The following is a 19544-nucleotide window of genomic DNA, read 5'->3' on the forward strand; positions in this document are numbered from 1 at the left end:
GGACTGCCACTGCTGGTGGTGTTGTTCGTGGTTCTGTGGGCCTGTGCTAGGGAAATTGAATCGGGATTGCACCTGAATGAATCTGCCGATCTCAACTGTCCCCTATCAATTTACCCAGGGTTTTTCCGTGGGAATCCGGTTAATTTGCATACCTATACGCAGGCCCGTAACCCAAGGCTGGGCGGTTGCCCGATTCTGAGGTGATGCTTGAACGGGCCTGGCCAAGACGACTTAAATGATCAGAATCGAAATGTGGTGCGGATAGTTCCCACCACGATCGCCCCGCGATCGGCCTCATGTTCCGCTTGGGTGACCACGAAAACACCGGGAGTGATGGAAATTCGATCGCCCACCTTAAACCGATAGAAGGTTTCCAGGTGCATTCCCTGGCCCGAATCGTCTTCCACATCGCCCGTGCCTTTCACCAAGCGCAGGGGCTGACCCACCAAAAAGGCCCAAAGATCGCCCTCGCGGCCAAAGGGATCTGACCAGGCTAAGGACACCGCATAGGTGTTGGACAAGGCCGTGGCTTCCCGATCGATGTAATTTGTCCAAACCCAGCCTCCCCAGGCCGCCAGGGTGAGAGCTTCCGATAGCCGCCATTGCAATGTGCCGCTGAGGCCGTGGATTTGGGCCGGGGAATCGAGCTTGCCGGACAGGTCGGCGTTGAGGCTGCCGGTGAAGGTGTTGAGATAGCCCCGATCGTCGTAGGCGTTGATGTAGGCGATGCCCGTGAGCAAGGTGGCCGCCGGTTTGGTCAGCAGTTGCACCCCCCAAGCGCTGCGATCGCTCCCAAAGATGCCCTGATCCGGTCGAGCGCTGTTGCCTGCGCCGTAGGCAAATTGCAGCCGCCCCCGCTCCCACAGCAGCCAATCCGCCCCAACACCCCCATCCAGGGCCGCCAGCTTAAACAGGGGGCTGCCTTCCGCGAACCGAGAAATGGCCCCGCGGCCGGTGTCAAAAAAGGGCGAGTTGGCCGTGAGGACGCTGCTGAGGTCAAAGCCGACGGGCCGCAGGGTCAAAACCACCCGATCGCCCCAGGCCGCAAATCGATAATCCAACAGGTCTAACTGGATGTTGTTGTCCAAATCCGTTTGGAACGAAAGGCGGGCCATATCCGTGCCCAAGGATTGGCGACTGGCATAGCCGTTGTTGCCCAGGTTGCCCGTGGCCAGTTGCAGCCGCAGCCGATCCTTCCCCGTGAAGGAGGTGACAAATTGCAAGCGGGTCAAGTGGGCAAAGGTGGCGGGATTTTCGTTGTCACCGGGCGGATTGTCGCCCGCGGCCGCCGACAGACCAAAAATCGTTTCGCCCCCCATCAACAGGGTGGGGCTAAAGCGCTGACTTTCCAGGCGGGTGGTGGTGGCCTCCAGGCGGTTGACTCGTCCCGTGAGCTGCTCCAGTTCCGATCGAAATTCCGTTTGCAGGCGGCCCAGGGCGGCCAGGTCGTCCCGTTGCACTGCGGCATCGGTGGCTCGATCGAGCTGGGTTTGAATCGCCTCTAAGCAAGCGGCTAAACCGGCGGCAAACTCAAACCGGCCCAAAGGCTGATCGCCCCGAAACAGTCCATCGGGATAGCCCGCCAAACAGCCGTAGCGCTCCACCAGGGATTGCAGGGCCTGGAATGCCCAATCGGTGGGTTGCACATCGCTGAGGGCAGAAACGGAGGTGACCTGGGCTTGAGCGGGGATCTCGGCTTCGGGGGCGCTCAGCTCAGTTCCCACAGGTTCGATCGGCTCCAGGGTTTGGGCCGCAACTCCGCTGGCTCCCGCCACCAGTCCCACCAGCACTCCCAAGGCTCCCAATAGGGATGATCCCAAGGCCGATCCCACCATGGCCCTGAACAGGAATCCAGTAACCCACCGGTTCCCGTCTGCCCGTTGCGATCGCCCTGAAGGGGTGATGGCCTCGATCAAGTGTTCATGCACTGGGTGTTCATGCACTGGGTGTTCATGCACTGGGTGTTCATGCCTTGATGGATGCCCTGATTGATGCCTTGATGGATGCCCTAATGGGTGCATGTTGGGCTGCGGAATGGCCGTCGCCGCCTTGGTTTCCGCTTCTGAATCTGTTTCTGCTGCTAACGCTGCTGCTGCCGTCATCCTGCCCAGACTCCCTTTACACACCACAGGCAGATCGCCCCTGCTGCAATCCCTAACCAACCGTTGATTAACCCCAGGGGCTTTCACTCGGGTATGGATTTCGGATCGAAACTATCACAGGCCCATTCCTTCAGGACGATTTCGCGCGGAAGTTGAGCCTAGAAAGGTCGATCGCAAGGATCACCTAACAGCACGCTGCCGCACCCCCCCGACGGTTGATCGCGCAGGAGCGATCGCACATCAAAGGTAAACGCCGCGTAGATGTCCTCCACCGTGTCTGCCTTGGGCTTTTGAGCCAAGCCGCGTGCAATCAACTGCTCATCCACGGGCGGATCCTCATAGGCCAACACGATGCGGGCCGCCTCCGCCGCACTCAGAAAATGTACCGTTTGCATCCCACAGCTCGCATCGGTGTTTCCTTCCAAGGCTTGACCGAGCGATCGCCCCAAATCATTCCCCGAAGCATCCACCCCCAGCAACCCTTGGTTGCAACCATTCGAGTCACCCCGACCGCGGCCGTGAATCCCCACCAACTCCCCATCCCCATTCAGCACCGGGCCGCCGCTCATTCCCCGCCGAGTCAGGTTGTCGTAGAGCACGCTATAGCCCCCATCGCTTAAGGGACTGGGGGAAATGGCCACCAAGGCCCCAGAGCTGGAAATCCGTTCACGGCGGGCGCTGTCGTCCTCGGGATTGGGCCAGCCAGACACCACCACCCGATCGCCCCGCCCCATCCGCCGGGAATTGCCCATCACCGCCACGGGATAATCCAGATTGCTGGTGAAACGCACCAGGGCCAAATCCATCCCCGCGATCGCGGAACCCATTTCATCCTGTTCATTGCCCAGGGGAATGATATTGCTCGGATCACTTTCGTCATCAATGAAATGCACCTCACCATCGCTGGTGCGCACCCCATAGACCGTGCCCCGCGTCCGCACCACATGCAGCGCCGTTAGGGCGTAGTAGGTTTGCCCCTCCCGGGCCACCAGCACCCCCGACCCCGGATTCCATTCCTGGCGCTGTTCAATGTCTCCCTTTTGCAGCCCCTGGGCAATCACCACCGTGACTTGCGAGGCGATCGCATCCACCTGATCCAACGTCAACGCCTGCACAGCCCAAGCGGGAATCGTGGCCACAATCATCGCCGCCCCCACCCACAGCCACCAGCGAACACAGCGATGGTGCAACCACCGCCGCCCTTGCTGGGTCAGTGTGACAAACAGTGATGCGATAAAGCAGCCCATAATTCGGCTCAATCATCTAGAGCCTCTTTCCCCCCTAGGCTACAGGAGTCAGGAGTCTGGCAAAAAGTTTCAGGTTGCCAGATCTTGCCCTGCATTCGTCTGCTTAATTCCGTTTAATTCCGTGAATCCTGATGCTTAATCCTGTTGACTCTGAGTTGAACTCTGTTAATTCTGAGTGGGTCTCGTCCTGGATTTATTAGTCTATTGGTTAGTCTGTGGACTTTTCCTGAACCCCGCGCATAATCCGCGACAGTTCCGTTTTTTCGTCCACGCTGACCCGCGAAGGGGAACCGCTGATGATTTTTTCGTAGTTGCGGAACGAGTCGCGAATTTCTGGGCCGTTGCGACTGATGGTGTACTCGCGAATGCCCTTATCGTGTTCCGAGCCTCGCATTTTGAACACGTTAATGGCCCGGCACATTTCCCCACGAATTTCCACATACTGCAACATCAAAATGGTGTCGGTGATGGTGGAAATATGGGAATCGGTGATGGCGTGGGATCCCATAAACTGGTCGGTGGTGTTCGTGAAGAAACCGGTGATTTCTTCTTGCTTGGCGAAGCCCGTCACCCCAATCACGAATTGGCGGAAAGCGTTGTTGCTGACCCCCCGCGCCAGGGCTGAAAGGGAGTCGATCGCGATGCGGGAGGGTTTAAACTCAGCAATCTCAGACTTGATGATCTGCAAGTGATCTTCCAAGCCCGCTGACTCCGGATAGGCGCAGAGAATTTTGAGCAATCCACGGCTTTCCAAATCCTCAAAATCAATGCCCCAGGAATAGGCATTTCGAGAGAGTTGGGCCCGCGATTCTTCGTAGGCAAAGAGGATGGCGCGTTCGCCATTTTGGCAAGCGTCTTCAATGAATTTACTAACCAGCAGGGTTTTGCCCGTACCGGTTGCGCCTGTGGCCAAAATAATCGAATCCTTGAAGAAGCCGCCGCCACACATGGAGTCGAGGGTGAGCACCCCGGACGATACCCGCGCGTTGGACGATCGCTGAGTGAGGCGCATGGCCCCCAGCGGGAAAATGCTAATTCCTTGGTTGGTGATGGTGAAGGGATATTCTCCCTTCATGTGGGTTGTGCCCCGCAGCTTCAGAATTTCGATCGTGCGGCGACGGCGTTCCCCCTCCAGCACGTTGCGGACGATCGCCACGTTATCCGACACAAATTCCTCAACCCCAAACCGCGCCACGGGGCCATATTCCCGCTCTCGCTCCGTGGTCATGATGGTGGTCACGCCCACTTGCTTCAGGCGGGCCACCAATCGAAAGATTTCCCGACGCACCACCGAAGCCGCATCATACTGCTGAAAAACGGCGGTGATTGAGTCGATCGAAACCCGCTTGGCCTTGTATTTCCGGATGGCGTATTGAATGCGCTCAATCAGGGCTGACAGGTCAAAATTGCCAACAATATCTTGCCCTTCTGGATCCGGGGAAGCATCCAAAATAAACAGCTTTCCCGAATCGACCAACTGTTGCAAATTCCAACCAAAACTGCCCGCGTTCTTGATAATGTCGGCGGGCGATTCCTCAAAGGTGACAAAGATGCCCGGCTCGTCAAAATAAACAATTCCGTTATAAAGAAACTGGATCGCAATTAGCGTTTTCCCAGTACCAGATGTTCCGCTTACGAGTGTTGCTCGACCGACAGGCAGCCCGCCATGGCTAATGTCGTCAAAGCCCTCAATCATCGTCCGAATTTTTTGAACACCGGTCATAGTGATATCTGTTTATATCTGTTTCCTAAGGAATCAACGCTATCGGAGTAGCCAGTCATTCAGCCATCAGTGCCAAGGAAATGCCAGGGAATGGAAAGCCAGGGAATGGAAATGGTGTCTGAGGATTGGGGCCCCTAACCCGATCGGGCATGGCCCCTGGGGGTTAACCATCACCAAGGGGCAGATCCAGATTGCCAAATGGAGAGGCTCAATTGCCGAGCATGATACCGAGCACAATGCTAAACGCAACAGGGATCGAACCTGATTGGGGCTAGATGGGGCAGTCGATCGGGGTGTGGGGCCCGCGATCGCAGCACACCGATGCAACCGATGCACCGGAGCGAACCCACCCGCCGGGCATTTGGGGGTTGGTTTTGCCGTTCCCGATCGCCTCGGAGTCTAAACAGCATCCCACGATCCATCGCAAAACCCTACTGATTCTAGTATTCAGCCTCATCATCCGCCAATTCTTCATAGAGCAGGTCGAGGCCAATCAACACCCGCTCGCGATCGGACAAATCGCCAATAATTTTCCGCACTGGCGGGGGCAGAATTTTTGCAAGGGTTGGGGTGGCTAAAATCTTATCCTCCTCAGCAAGTTGGGGATTTTTTAGCACATCGATGACCTTCAGCGCATAAACCCCTTGAAACTCATCTTCCAAAATATTCTTCAGGGTTTTCAGGGCACGGACTGAATGGGGAGTATTTCCTGCTACGTATAACTTGAGAACGTAGGTTTTTTTGAGGGGACTCATAAGCAATACAACGAGTTGAGTTTAGGAAGTTCTGTCCACGGGAATTTGGGTAAATACAAGACCCGTTGAGAATGCAAGGTCACCGGAGTCCCTAAAACCGGAATCAGATCCATGCCAATCACAGGACTCTCCCCAAGGGCTGGGGAAAACTTACTCCCAATCTGTTATCGAGCAGACCACGCTCCAGTCATCATCCTCAAAATTCAGTTCATCAATGGCAGTCTGATGGCAGCTTGATGGTAGTTTGGTCGAAATATGCCGAAATCTTCTGTTGACAGCTTGTACTTACTGGTCAAATTGACTCTTGAACCGGATAGGGTCACCTGCACTCAGAACGTGAGAAGGAACGCGAAAATGGCTCGATGCCAACTGCGACGACAACGATTGACCGGGAGAAACCAGAAAAATCAAAGCATTAATCTTAGAACTTCTGGAGCAGCTCTTGGCCAACTTGTAAACGAACAATAGCCCAAAGATCATGGAACTTGATTTTATTTAATATAATAACCCGATTGTCAAATGGTAATCAGAAAATATTCTTAAGTTTCCTGATTTGAATCAATTAATCTATGAAGCCTTCATTCTTGACGAAGATCAATGATAATTTGATTAAAAAATGACGTAAAAATTATTTCTGAGCGTGATCTAAAAGCAGTAATTTAAAAATGAATTACAAGAGTGATTGCAAGTGGCTAGCCGCGTTTTCGCCCTTTGCCCAAAATTGTTTGATGATTGTTCGATGCACAGATCTATTAATTCGCATAATTTGATTCGCATAATTCGCAAGCGCTGTGTTGTTAGATGATCAATTAGGGCCCATCCCTCGCGAGGGATGGAGCGTCGGTACATCTCGCACAGGTGGGCAATGATATCAATGAGCGTGAGCCGATAGTCTAGAAGAATTTCTTCACTGCGTCCTTCCAGCTTGAGTTGAGTGGCAAGGGCATCCATCAACTCCATGTGAATTTCTACAATTTGAGAAACAGACATATCCGCAAAGAAAGCCTGCTCTACAAAGCGATCGACCCGCATATTGACGGTTCCATCCTCTGCAAAATAGGCCAAGACAATTTCGCGATATTCGCTTCTCAATTCCTGTAGGAGAGCGTGCCTGTCTTCGGCGGGCAGGTTTCTGAGAAAAAGTTTGGGTTCGCGCTTGTAATACACACCTAAATATCCTAAGCGCTCTTTGAGTTTGTCTGTCAGTCGTTTCTGTTGCTCAAGCAGGTTCACTGCATTACTAGGGACGGCAGATGCGGGGGCAACGTTTGTCTGACCAAGGTTGGAGCTGATTGGCGTTAGGTATAGGAAATTGTTGATGGCGCGATCGATGGATCGGCGGAAGATTTCGAGGTCTTGCTCTGAGGCGATTACTTCAGCCGCATGATAAATCCAGGGTTTTTTGGGTAAATTCTGCGATCGGGAACACCAAATAACTGCCGGAAGAATGATGTTAGCGGTAGAGAGCTGCTCAATGGTTTGCTCAAGCAGTGGATCCTCTTGAATAATGAGACAATCAATTTCCTGCTGGTTTTGCTGAATGGCAGCCAAAAATGATTCTAAAGTTTCGTGGTATTGCGTTTGATAACGAGCAGTATCAAGGATTTTGCATAGGACTTCAGTGCTCTCTGATGAGTTTGTGAGCGCAGTAATTTCTAAGTAATATCGCACGATTTTCGCAGAATGGGGTTAAACAAAAAGGGGCTTTGCTATCTTGAGCTTGAAGTGGCTCTATCCTAGTGGGTTTTGCCGATTAATGGCGATCTTGAGGGTTGCTGGGGGCGCGATCGGGAATGATTTTTAATAATTTTTTACTGTCACCAATATAAGAAATCAAAATAGGGAGATCGAATGATTGGGATCAGTAGGACAACGGGCTGATCATGCAGGCCATGGCCAGTTCTGGTGCAGAACGGGACGAGTGGTTGATGATGAAAGATGGCTAGGAGCCGTCCTGGAGCATTTCCTCTGGTTTGTTGCCAGGGTGATCCTCGGGGTCAGTAATACAGGGATAATTTAACTCAATTGCTGGGTGATGGTGGGTGGCTCCACGGGCCAGGGGGCTGCCCGTTTGGGGAGTTCACTGGGGCGATCGCCAGGCAGAACCCACCTTGCCAACTCGGGGGATTGGGCGATCGGGCAGGGGTAACCCAAGGCCAAGGAGAGCCAACGCTAGAGGCCCCCTCACCAAAATTTAAACCATCAGTTCGAGCCGCTAGTTCGAGCCATGGAAAAACTAGGGCGATCGGCAGTTGGGCCGCCGAAAGCACCAGTAGTTTCTATGGAGGCAGAATGAAGGAGAATCCAGCGTTGCGAACCCTGGATAGCAGTGAATTGGGAAATACAATCGGGATGACTGGATTCGAACCAGCGGCCCCCTCGACCCGAACGAGGTGCGCTACCAAGCTGCGCTACATCCCGAGGCAGATTCCGCGATCGAGCCAGTGATTTGACCGGCGCGAAATTTGACCTTCAGAATTATAGGGGATGGTGAGCCATTTGCACGCAACTGGATGAGGAATTTTTTGATTTTTCTCGCGCCATTTTCTTGTGCGCCATTTTCTTGCGCGCCTGGTTTGACCAGTTTCCTCTTGCCAGACCTGTTTTGATCACTCGTCTTGCTCAGCTCAGCCCCCGAGCTACAAAACCGATTCGGCCAGTGCTCCATCCACCGCCGTTTCCCGAAACTGAATGGAATCTTGGCGCGGATCCGCATGGCTCACCTCCAACCAGAGGCGATCGCCCGGCGACAGATCGCGATGGAACCGCGTTGCCAGCTCCACCCCCAAATCCTCCAGCAGCACCGCCGCCAGCCCATCATCCTCGCGCAACCACCGCAACATCAGTGTTTGCCAAGGGCCGCGGTTGCGTCGTAAATATTCCAAAGTCCAGTAGCGTGTGGTTTGGCGCTCCACCAAAGTCGCTTCATAGGCCGTGGAACTCACCCCTTGCACCAACTCCTGCATTTCGTTAATCGAAAAGGGCAGGGTTTCGCCTCGCAGGTGCGCCTTAATTTGAAAGTGACCCAAGAGATCGGTGTAGCGGCGAATGGGTGATGTGATTTGGGTGTAGGTATCCAGGGCGAGACTGGAGTGGCGGGCGGGCGTGGTGCTCATTTCGCTGCGGGGCATACAGCGGCGGATGGCACAGGCGCGCACGGGGCCCGCTGGCAACAGCATCAATTCTTCTGCGGGGGGAAGTTCCGGTTGGGGTTGGCTGCGGAAGGGCATGGGCAGGCTATGTTCTTGGCCGTAGCGGGCGGCCACTTCCCCCGCCAGAATCATCATTTCTGCCACCAGCCCCCGTGCGGTGGAATCGCCCAGGACACGGATTTCAATTTCGTCATCCTTGACGGCGATCGAGGTTTCGGGCATTTCAATGCGGATTGCCCCTTGGCTGGCCCGCCAGCTTTCGCGGCGCTTGGCCCACTTGGCCAGGGCTGTGAGTTGTGGTTCGTCGGTGATGCCCAAATCGAGCATTTCGTCCACGTCGTCGTAGGTGAGGCGGTAGGTGGGTTTGACGTGACTGGCGCGAATTTGGTAGTCCGCGACGGAGCCATTTTCGTTAAGGACGATGCCGAAGCTGAGGGCACAGCATTGCCGACCTTGCACGAGGCTCATGGGGCCGGTGGCCAGCTCGTGCGGAAACATGGGCACGGGGCCGGTGGGCAAATAGACGGTGGTGGCGCGGCGGCGGGCTTCGAGGTCTAGCTCGTTTCCGGGTTCTAGCCAGCGGGTGGGATCGGCAATGTGTACCCAAATGCGCTCGGTGCCATCGCTGAGGAATTCCAGGCTGAGGCCGTCGTCAATTTCACGGGTGCTTTCGTCGTCGATCGTGTAGGTTTTGAGGTGAACGAGGTCGAGCCGATCGCGATCCAGATCGGGGGGTGGGGATTCGAGGTACGCACGGGCCACATCAAGCACCTTGGCAGAAAAACGGGTGGGCAGTTGCGATCGCCGCAAGTGCAAATTTTCGTGGGGACTCCACAGGCCCAGGGCCACAAGCAGATCAAATGCACCGCGTTCGGTGGTCGGGCGATCGAGCTTTGCGAGTAAGTCTAACGCAGCCGATCGATTGGTCATTTCATCGCCTTGGACGGCATACCGTTCCAGTAATTCAAGGCGCTGACGAAATGGGGAATCGTCGGGAATTTCGGGGCGATCGCCCGGGTTGCTGATGGCCGATTGAACCCACTCGCAAAAGGCCTGCTGCTCCTGTTCTCGCTGCCGGGTCAGCTCCTGTTGGCGGCGCATTTCTGAGACTTGGCTAGCGGGTCGAGGTTCGTAGCGATCGCCCTTCTGCTTAAAAAATAGCTTATCCTCGCTCAGCATCCGGTGAGCAGCGTAACAAGTGACCGGCGAAGCTTCCGAAAAAAGAATGAGGCTCAGTTCCTTGGCATCCACGGCGCGGTTGTCTTCCTCGCACAGCAGTTCCCAAGCCACTTCCAAACTGTCGGGGTCAAAGTAAGGCGCTGTGGCGGCTCGAAAGGCAGCAATGTCGGCGGGCTGAAACCCACCCCCAACGGTGTAGGTCACATCCTGGGGACGGATCTTGTAGTTTTTGCCCTGCTCGCCGATCGCGATGAAGAGTTTTTTGCCTTCTGGGCGATCGATTGTGGCCAACACCCGCTCGTCATCGAGTCGCAATTCAACCAGCGTTCCTTTGTCCATAGACTCGACACCAAGCCTGCACAGTTCGGCTCTTAGTGTAGGGGATTGACTGGGCCCGCGAACCGATCGCCCGGGAGAGGTTGTCGGCCGGAATTCAGAGCGTTAATCAACCGGTGGGTTAGGTTGAATGGACACATACAATTGCTTTCAATTGCCTTCAATCGCTTGTGGCTCCAACGTTGAGTTTCAATGTTGAGTTTTGCCATTGCTGTCACCCTCGCTGTAATCACCTCGCGGTCAGTCGCTGAAAATCTATGGCTACCTCAACGGTTAATCTGCCCTACTTCGATGCTTTGTTGGGCTTGCTGGATCGATCGCCCGCTGTGCAAACGGCCTTCCGCCGCCACGTCCATTGGGGCTATTGGGCCGATCCCGATCGGGCCCAAATCAGTCCCGCCGCCTTTGATGAAGCGGCCGAGCAGCTCACCCGTGAGGTGTATGGCACAACGCGGATTCAAAATGGGGCCAAGGTGCTGGATGTGGGCTGCGGGTTTGGCGGCACGATCGCCAGCCTGAATCAACAATTTTCAAACCTGCAACTGACGGGGGTGAACATTGACCCGCGCCAGCTCGATCGGGCGAAACAGTGGGTGACTCCGCAAAATAACAACACCATTGAATGGGTGGAGGCTAACGCGATCGAGCTGCCTTTTCCGGATGCGTCTTTTGATGTGGTGTTGGCGGTGGAATGTATTTTTCACTTTCCCGATCGACAGCGATTTTTCCAAGAGGTGCGCCGTGTTCTGAAGCCGGGTGGTCAACTGGCTATTTCAGACTTTTTGCCCAGTGATTTGTTAGCGCTGTTGCCTAATCTCAAATCTCCTTTGGATAGTACCGGGTTTTATGGTGGGTTTGACTTGAGCTATACCCTCAATTCCTATCGAAACCTGGCCCAAGAAACGGGATTCCGGCTCACCCAGGCTCGGGATATCACGGTGGAAACTTTGCCAACCTATAGTTGCTTTCGATCGATGGCGGTTGATAATCAATGGTTCGATCCGTCGGCGATGGTGCAAACCTTGGCGGTCGAGGTGGTCAGCCGTCTGCGGGCGCTCAACTATTGGATTTTGCAGTTCGATCGTTGGTAAATCTTGGGTGTGCAGCTTTGAAGTCTTGAAGCCTTGAAGCTTGCAAGTGTTTAAGCCTGCAAAAATTTAAGCCTGCAAGAATTTAAGCCTGCAAGCAAACTTCTCAGTTCATCAATGGTTCAGTTCATCAATCCATAATCCATTAGTTCGTCAATCCAGTAGTCCATCTAGTTCATCAATCTATTAGTTCATTAGTCCATTAGTCCTTGAGACAGGAGATTTTGAAAACGTGTCTTCAAATATGAATCGATCGCCCATTACCGGTAAAACGCGATTGCTCGGCGTAATTGGGGATCCCATTGGTCATTCCCTCTCGCCAGTGATGCATAACCAGGCGATCGCCAGTTTGGGGGCCGATGCGGTTTATGTGGCTTTTCCGGTCAAGCCCGCAGACTTGACTAAGGCGATGGATGGCTTTGCGGCCGTGGAGGTGTTGGGTCTGAGCGTCACCATTCCCCATAAGCAGGCGGTGATGCCCCTGTTGGCAGAGATTTCCGATGTGGCTCGATCGGTCGGGGCCGTCAACACCCTGTGGCGAACCGATCGGGGCTGGGCCGGAACCAACACCGACGTGGACGGCTTTGTGGCCCCGCTCAAGGCGTTGCGTGCCCATTGGCAGGGGGCCACGGCCCTGGTGTTGGGCACGGGGGGCGCGGCTCGGGCCGTGATTGCTGGAGCCAAGCTGTTGGGGTGCGATCGGGTGGTGGTGGCCGGGCGCGACCCCCAAAAACTGGCGGCCCTGCAACAGCACTTTGGGCCGCCAAACCCCTTGGCGATCGCCCTAGAAACGCTGGTGTGGTCAGACCTCGATCGGGTGCTGCCGGCCACCGATTTGCTGGTGAACTCGACTCCCGTGGGAATGCATCCCTTGGCGGCCGACTCGCCCCTTTCGATTACCCAATTGGCCCTGTTGCCCCCCAGCAGCATTGCCTACGATTTGATTTACACGCCTCGTCCCACGCGCTTTTTGCAAATGGCGGGCGATCGGGGCTTGCAGACGATTGATGGGTTGGAAATGTTGGTGCAACAAGGGGCGGTGGCCCTGTCCCGCTGGTTGGGTCAGCCGGCCCCGGTGGCCGTGATGCGATCGGCAGTGGAGGCATTTTTGGCCCCCGGATCTTGACCAGTTGTTGAGTAGCCCTTTTGAGACCTCCCCCAAGGGTCTGCAATTCTGATTGACATACTCCCCGCCCTAAAGGAACGGGGATTCTCTAAGCCTCGCGACTTAGATTCCTGCTTCTTAGCAACTGCCTCCACCCCAAAGGTTTCTCGGTCTTATGTTTGCTCCACAGGCTTAAATTCCCGGATGTCCCTCGGTATGTGTTCAGTTGTAGTACAAAGCCGCCCTAAAAGGGCGGGGTTTCAGACCCAGAAGTTTTGTTGATGAATCGATCGACAATCGTGCCCGCATTGGCCGCTGCTGCCTTCACCCTGTTGTCCTCCGTTGCAGCTTGGGTGGTGGATGATATCGCCCGCGATCGATTTGTTGGAGAAGCCCGCTCCAACCTCCTGTCTCGCTTGAGCGCCAAGCGGGCCCGGCTGGAGTCGGCCCTGAACGCTCGCATTCAAACGGCCCAAGGCATTGTTCCCTACGAGCTGAACGCGGGGCCTCTGTCCCAAGGGCAATTCAGCGCCTTTGTTCGATCGCTCATGCAGCAGCAACAGGGCGTGATTGCGGTCTTGTTGGTGCGATCGGCCCAGCCCGGTCAGCCGCCGGCCCTGAATGATCCCCAAAAACTGCAAATTCTGACCTATCCGCCAAACACGGAAACCCAAGCCGTTTTGGATGACTACCGCCAACAACAACAGCGGTTTAAACGCCTGATTCCCAGTGGTCTCATTTCCCGATTACCTCAGCCCTACACCAACCGGGCACGCTATTTGGGCTACATCCCCGTTTGCGATGGGCGCTGCTCCAGTCGATCGCCCCTGTTGGGCATGGTGGTTGTGATCTTTGATGAGCTGGCCCTGCTGGCGGATGCGGACTTGCTCAACAACGACAACAGCACGGAATACGCCATCTATGAGCATGGGGCCAATGGGGTGGGGCGGTTGCTGTTTGGGTCGGCCACCGTGTTCGATCGCGACCCGGTGATTCTAGAAATTCCGTTGCTTACGGGGCGCTGGCAACTGGCCGCCGTGCCCGCCCAAGGTTGGACAGTGGTGTCCACTTCCATGCTCTGGTTGCGGGTGGGCGAAGTGGTGGCGATCGCCCTGGGCACGGTGTTGACCTTCCTGCTGGTGCGCCAACCCATGCGGCTGCGGGTGGCGATCGCCCAAACTCGCGAAACCAACCGCCTGCTGCGAGAAGAAATTCTCGATCGACAACTGGCCGAAGCCAAACTGCAAAGCCTGGCGGAACAACTGGAGCAACGGGTGCTGGAACGCACCGCCGAACTGTCCAAAGCTTTGGAACAGGTGCAAAAGGCGCAGGTGCAGGTTGTGCAGTCCGAAAAAATGTCCAGCCTGGGGCAGTTGGTGGCCGGCGTGGCCCACGAAATCAACAACCCGATCAACTTCATTTACGGCAATTTGGGCCATGCAAAAGACTACATCCATGGCCTGTTGGGTTTTTTAGAGTTATTGCACCAGGAGCAACCGGAACTGTCCCCCACCTTGACGGCCTATGCCGAGGCGATCGACCTGGAATTTCTGGAAGACGACTTGCCGCAACTCCTGAAATCCATGGAAATTGGTTCCGAGCGCATTTGCGGCATCGTGCAATCGTTGCGGATTTTTTCCCGGTTGGATGAATCGGATCTGAAGCGGGTGGACATCCACGAAGGCATTGACAGCACCCTGACGATTTTGAACCATCGCTTGAAGGGCAGCGACACCCAGCCGGCCATCCTCATCCACCGCGAATACGATCCGGCCATGCCTTCGGTGGAATGCTATGCGGGTCAGCTCAATCAGGTGTTTATGAACCTGTTGGTGAATGCGATCGATGCGTTGGAAGAGTCTGGCACATTGGATCCACAAATTACGATCGCCACGGCTCTGCTTGACCCCAATCAGCTCCAAATCCGAATTACCGACAACGGCCCGGGAATTGCCACGGCGGCCCAATCCAAGATTTTTGATGCCTTTTTCACAACAAAGCCCGTGGGCAAGGGAACGGGGATGGGGCTGTCCATTTCCTATCAGGTGGTGGCCGATCGCCACAAGGGATCGCTGGAATGTGTGACGGAGCCGGGCCAGGGAGCCACATTTGTGATCACCATCCCGATCGAGCAACGGCCGGCCCTGGCCGAGTCTTCGGCCGTTGATCCAGCACCCTTAACAACCTAGGGGCGATCGCAAAACTCATCAAAACTCAAGAAAAGACTCCCCAGTCCAGAACCCTGAAAGCTAGGATCAAATCGTCAGGAATCTTTTCTTGGGCCGAAGCAAGTCTGTTGGGCTGATTGCTGATGGATGATCAGCATCGGGCTTGCGCAATCAGGGTTGGTGCATCACATGGGTTAAATCACGGTTCATGGATGAGTTGACGATCGGCGATTGGTGATTGAGATGAGCAACTTGAGATGGGCGACTCATGATTAGCCACCCGCGATCAGCGATTCATTAACCGAGATCAGTCAATTCGGTGACTGAGGCAACGTTCTTGGCCAATGGGCGAACGCGGGCCGGGTTTCCACAGTAGCGCCCCTTGCCCCAGCATGTTGATCAGTCCCGTTGGTTCTATTGATTCAGTTGATTCGGTCTTGGCCGTCCTTAACCCAGTCTTTCAAAACCGTTTATTTGTCGGGGATGTTTCGGAGAGTTAGGGTTAATCAACAATGTCAGAATCCAGTACCCCTTCAGCAACCACCCTCAGAATCCTTGAGGCGGGCCAATCCATTCTGCCGATCGAAGTGCAACCCCCTGCGGACTTAGGCAGCACCACGACCGATGCTGCTGCCGCCATTGATTCCGCCACCGACTCCGCCATTGATCAGAATTCCCCCATTGAGCGCCTGTTATCGACTGCCAGCGAAACGATGGTGGATGTTGTGACCCATAGCCAAGTGTTGCTTGCGGTGGTGCAGCCGGACAGCTTTGAAGTGGACATGGCCAATGCGGCATTTTGTCAGGCGGTGAAGCTAGCCGGTCGTCAAGAGTCAGTGCGGGGTTTGGTGGCCGTTGGCCGATCGCTCGCGGATTTGTTGCCAGGATTAGAGGCTGAAGTTTTGCGCGATTGGCTGCGGCGACAGGTGGCCTACCGCCTGTTGCTCGATCGCCACCCCAAGGACAGCCGAATTCGGCGGTTGCTGAATGCGCCGAAGTTGGTGCAAGTGGCCGATCGCTGGTTGGAATTGTGGATGCGGCCGGGGGCCTTGGTGTTCGAGTCGATCGCCCCCGATGTGCAAACCCTCATGGAAGCCTCCACTTCCTTGCCCTCCTTTGAAAGCGCGTTTCAGTTGGAATGGTGCCAATTCAAGGGGCAACTGTTGTTGGAAGGCTGGGATGTGACCGCGCGGGAGCAATTACGCCGGTTGGGTCGCCTGTTGCTGAATGGCCATTCCATCTTGCAACCGGAAAAATTCCGGGAAGTGGGGCAATCCATGCGATCGCTCTTTTCCGGTGATGCCACCTTTGTGTTGCGCACCGATGGCGATCGGCTGCAATTAACCCTGGGGAATGAGGCACGGCTGCGCACCGTCCGGGGCTATGACCTGGGGGACTTGCGCGAATCGCCCTGCTTGGCGGCCATGCAGTTGGAGCGGGTGACGATCGTTCGGGATTTGGCCACCCAGGCCGTCACCCCCCTCGAACAGGATTTGCGTGATCGCGGGGCCCGATCGCTGCTGTTGATTCCCCTGTTGCTGCGGGATAAGGCGGGCGATCGTCCCCCCTTGTTGATGGGGTTAGTGGGGGTGGCCAGTCGTCTGCCCGATAACTTTGACCTGTTGGACATCAATCGAGCGGAACTGCTGCAACCTTCCTTGGCCGTGGCCTTGCGCCAGGCCGGCCAGTCCCACTTCAGCAACATCCACCCGGCCGTGGAATGGAAATTTTTGCAGGAGGCAGAGCGGCGCAGTTGGGGCCTGCCACCCCAGCCGATCGCCTTTGAAAATGTTTATCCGCTCTATGGCATCTCCGACATTCGCGGTTCATCCCTCGCGCGCGATCGAGCCATTCAAACGGATTTGCTGTGCCAGTTTCGGCAAGCCCTGGCCATTCTCGATTGTGCTTGCGCGGCCAAAGACCTGCCCCTGTTGCGGCAACTGCGCTTGGACTTGCAGGAATATATCCACAACCTTGAAGGCGGCGTGACCGTGGAAGCGGAAGTGCGCGGGGCCCAATACCTGCGGGAAAACATTGAAGACGACTTGGACTATCTGGCCGGATTGGATCCAGCCACCGCCGCCGCCGTCACCGCCTATCGCCAAGCTTGCGACAATCCCCACGGGGCCGTCTACGAAGCCCGCGCTGAATATGACCACTTGGTGAGCGAAATTAATCGGCGGATGCGGGAAACCTGGGATCGCTGCCAAAGCAAAATGCAGTCGATCGCCCCCCACTACTGCGACATTGAATCCACCGACGGCATTGATCACATGATCTATGCCGGTAGCTCCATCTATCCCGACTTCACCAGCTTCCACCTCCGCAGCCTGCGATATGAGCAACTGCGGGCTGTCTGTGCCTGTGCGCGGATGGGTTTTGAAATTGAGCGCACCCTTAGTGACCAATTACGCTTGACGCATCTTGTGTTGGTGCAGGGTTCCACGGTGGATATTCTGCATGATGAAAACACTGAGAAGCTGTTTGATGTGCGAGGAACCCGCGACACGCGCTATGAAATTGTCAAAAAGCGGATCGACAAGGCCCGCGATGCGATCACAGGAGAACGAATTACCCAGCCCGGCTGCCTCACGGTGGTCTATGCCACGGAGGATGAGGGCCACGAATATCAGGAATATTTACGCTACTTGGAACGCGAGGGCATGATTGGTTCCAAGCGCGAGAGCGGCGAGGTGGAATCGCTCCAGGGGGCCAATGGGTTGCGGTTTATGCGGGTGGCCGTGTTGCCGCCAGAACCCGATCGCTAACTTCAGGTCGATCGCCCTGGTGATGACGTGGTGATTAATGACGCGGTGATGCATTCAGGACGGTCGAAGATTTGCCCGGTGGATTATTAATTGAGATCGCTAGTTGAGATCGCTGGTTGGGATTACTAGTTGAGATCGCTGGTTGAGATCACTGGTTGAGATCACTGGGTGATCGAACCGTTTGTAACCGGTGTAATTGTCCGGAATTGCGGGCTGCTTTGAGGATGGCCAGGGATAGGAAGTGGGCCCCGCAACTCAACTGTTGGGAAGCAGCCCCCCGATCGCTGTTGGTTACTGTGTAGATGAAGTAGGCGACTATGCAAAGTTGGACAGAGGGCTATGTGGCCGAAGTGGACTACACCCATGGGTTTTATCGGGAATTAGCCCCCACACACCTCAATTACGTGTTGTTGTGCAAGGGGCTTCAGGCTCCCCCGCTTGATCGCGCCTTCACCTACTGCGAATTGGGCTGTGGACAGGGCAACACCACCAATCTGCTGGCGGCTGCCAATCCGCAAGGGGATTTTTATGCCACGGATTTCAACCCCAGCCACATTGTCCATGCCCAAACCTTAGCCCGCGAAATTGGCCTCAAAAACATCCATTTTTTTGATGACTCCTTCCAGGACTTTGCCGATCGGGCAGAATTGCCGGACTTTGATTTCATCACGCTCCATGGCGTTTTTTCTTGGATTTCGCCCGAAAACCGACAGCAAATCGTTAACTTTATCCGCAAAAAACTAAAAGTTGGTGGCGTAGTTTATCTCAGCTACAACGCCATGCCCGGTTGGTCTGCATTTTTGGGAATGCGAGAGCTAATTCAAGCGCAGGTGCTCTCCCAATCGGGGCAAATTACCAAACGATTTGATCTGGCTCTGAATTTTGCCAAAGCTATTGCTGAACAGGAGGCGATTTATTTCAAATCTCAGCCAGCCGCGCTCGATCGGCTCCAGCAAATTTCCACCATGTCTCGTAACTACTTGGTGCATGAATATTGCAATCGTCACTTCAACCCGCTGTTCCATCGAGAAGTGGTGGAACTGCTGGATGAAGCCAAGGCCAGCTTTTTGGTTTCGGCCCACTTGGGCGACCAAATGGAACACTTTCGATTGCAGCCTAACCAGTTGCAAACCCTGCAAACCATTGAGGATCCCGTGCTGCGGGAAACCTTGCGGGACGTTTATACCAACCAATCATTTCGACGGGATATTTTTGGGCGCGGAACCGTGCCCCTCGCCTCTTTGGCCCAGCGCGATCGCTTGGATCAGCAAACCTTCGCCCTCACGCTGCGATCGCCCCAAATCCCCAAGGAATATCCCTGCCCAGTGGCAACGGTACATCTGGATGCGGAACCCTTCAAAACCATCATTGCTGGCTTGAGCGATCGCCCCCACACCATGGCTGAGCTGGCTCAACAATTACCCAAACTGGCTTGGCGCGACTTGCACCTTTCCTTGGCGATCGCGGTGGATGGGGGGTGGGCGATGCCCGTGGTTCCCCAAGCTGCCGTCAAGGCGACCCGCGAAACCTGTCATCGGTTCAACCGGGCGATTGCTCGGCGCGCCCTCACGGAAAATAAAATTCAACTATTGGCCGCGCCGCTAGTTGGCAGTGGCATTGCGGTTGATCAAACAATTCTGTTGTTTTTAGAGTCCATGTGGCGCAAAACACCGGGCCCCGAATTAGCCTTTGAAACCTACAAACGGATGGGGCTAAAGCTGCAGAAAAACGGCGAAACCGTTGAGAGTGATGCAGAAAATTTGCAGCTTCTGAAAACCTCTTGGGAGCAATTTCAATCCCAAACTGGACCCTGGCTAAAATCCCTCCAAATTTTGTAGAGTTCTTGTTTTTCCAATCAGACATTCTCTAGTAGTGCGACAGGCTTAATTCGGTGGGTCAAAGTTGCGGAGTCAGTTACAGA

At 55.2% G+C, this 19544-nt stretch carries 13 protein-coding genes and 1 tRNA gene; 5 read left to right on the forward strand and 9 right to left on the reverse strand.

The window, feature by feature from the left end; all coding sequences use genetic code 11:
- Window positions 1-239 precede the first annotated feature (239 nt).
- The 9 genes from ACZA91_RS13245 to ACZA91_RS13285 form a co-directional block, all read right to left on the reverse strand.
- Window positions 240-1928 (reverse strand): iron uptake porin, encoded by a 1689-nt coding sequence (locus ACZA91_RS13245; protein ID WP_463182630.1) that lies wholly within the window; start codon window positions 1926-1928, stop codon window positions 240-242.
- A 332-nt stretch (window positions 1929-2260) separates the two neighbouring features.
- The gene (locus tag ACZA91_RS13250; RefSeq protein WP_199291642.1) at window positions 2261-3349 is read right to left on the reverse strand and encodes a S1 family peptidase; all 1089 of its coding nucleotides are present in this window, start codon (window positions 3347-3349) and stop codon (window positions 2261-2263) included.
- Between the two features lie 208 nt (window positions 3350-3557).
- The gene (kaiC, locus tag ACZA91_RS13255; RefSeq protein WP_099532182.1) at window positions 3558-5072 is read right to left on the reverse strand and encodes a circadian clock protein KaiC; all 1515 of its coding nucleotides are present in this window, start codon (window positions 5070-5072) and stop codon (window positions 3558-3560) included.
- Window positions 5073-5343: 271 nt separating this feature from the next.
- Complete coding sequence (locus ACZA91_RS13260; RefSeq protein ID WP_463182633.1) at window positions 5344-5487, reverse strand: hypothetical protein; 144 nt, start codon at window positions 5485-5487, stop codon at window positions 5344-5346.
- Between the two features lie 25 nt (window positions 5488-5512).
- A complete protein-coding gene (kaiB, locus tag ACZA91_RS13265; protein WP_099532183.1) occupies window positions 5513-5827 on the reverse strand; it encodes a circadian clock protein KaiB in 315 nt (104 codons plus the stop codon).
- Between the two features lie 645 nt (window positions 5828-6472).
- The gene (locus ACZA91_RS13270) at window positions 6473-7498 is read right to left on the reverse strand and encodes a circadian clock protein KaiA (RefSeq protein WP_463182635.1); all 1026 of its coding nucleotides are present in this window, start codon (window positions 7496-7498) and stop codon (window positions 6473-6475) included.
- A 345-nt stretch (window positions 7499-7843) separates the two neighbouring features.
- A complete protein-coding gene (locus tag ACZA91_RS13275) occupies window positions 7844-7981 on the reverse strand; it encodes a hypothetical protein (RefSeq protein ID WP_190532047.1) in 138 nt (45 codons plus the stop codon).
- Between the two features lie 193 nt (window positions 7982-8174).
- Window positions 8175-8248 (reverse strand) — tRNA-Pro (locus ACZA91_RS13280).
- 218 nt (window positions 8249-8466) lie between these two features.
- Window positions 8467-10497 carry a ribonuclease catalytic domain-containing protein gene (locus tag ACZA91_RS13285; RefSeq protein WP_463182637.1) on the reverse strand — a complete coding sequence of 677 codons (2031 nt, stop codon included), beginning with the start codon at window positions 10495-10497 and terminating at the stop codon, window positions 8467-8469.
- 254 nt (window positions 10498-10751) lie between these two features.
- Between ACZA91_RS13285 and ACZA91_RS13290 the strand changes: the two genes are divergently transcribed.
- The 5 genes from ACZA91_RS13290 (at window position 10752) to ACZA91_RS13310 (ending at window position 19461) form a co-directional block, all read left to right on the forward strand.
- Entirely contained in the window at window positions 10752-11585 is an 834-nt protein-coding gene (locus tag ACZA91_RS13290; protein ID WP_190356005.1) for a class I SAM-dependent methyltransferase, read from the forward strand.
- 241 nt (window positions 11586-11826) lie between these two features.
- On the forward strand, window positions 11827-12708 hold the full coding sequence (locus ACZA91_RS13295) for a shikimate dehydrogenase (protein ID WP_463186441.1): 882 nt from the start codon (window positions 11827-11829) through the stop codon (window positions 12706-12708).
- A gap of 260 nt (window positions 12709-12968) precedes the next feature.
- The gene (locus ACZA91_RS13300; RefSeq protein WP_463182643.1) at window positions 12969-14876 is read left to right on the forward strand and encodes an ATP-binding protein; all 1908 of its coding nucleotides are present in this window, start codon (window positions 12969-12971) and stop codon (window positions 14874-14876) included.
- Between the two features lie 491 nt (window positions 14877-15367).
- On the forward strand, window positions 15368-17623 hold the full coding sequence (locus tag ACZA91_RS13305; protein WP_463182646.1) for a GAF domain-containing protein: 2256 nt from the start codon (window positions 15368-15370) through the stop codon (window positions 17621-17623).
- A 317-nt stretch (window positions 17624-17940) separates the two neighbouring features.
- Window positions 17941-19461 carry a class I SAM-dependent methyltransferase gene (locus tag ACZA91_RS13310; protein ID WP_463182649.1) on the forward strand — a complete coding sequence of 507 codons (1521 nt, stop codon included), beginning with the start codon at window positions 17941-17943 and terminating at the stop codon, window positions 19459-19461.
- Window positions 19462-19544 lie beyond the last annotated feature (83 nt).

The sequence above is a fragment of the Limnothrix sp. CMB-01 genome (assembly GCF_055193175.1).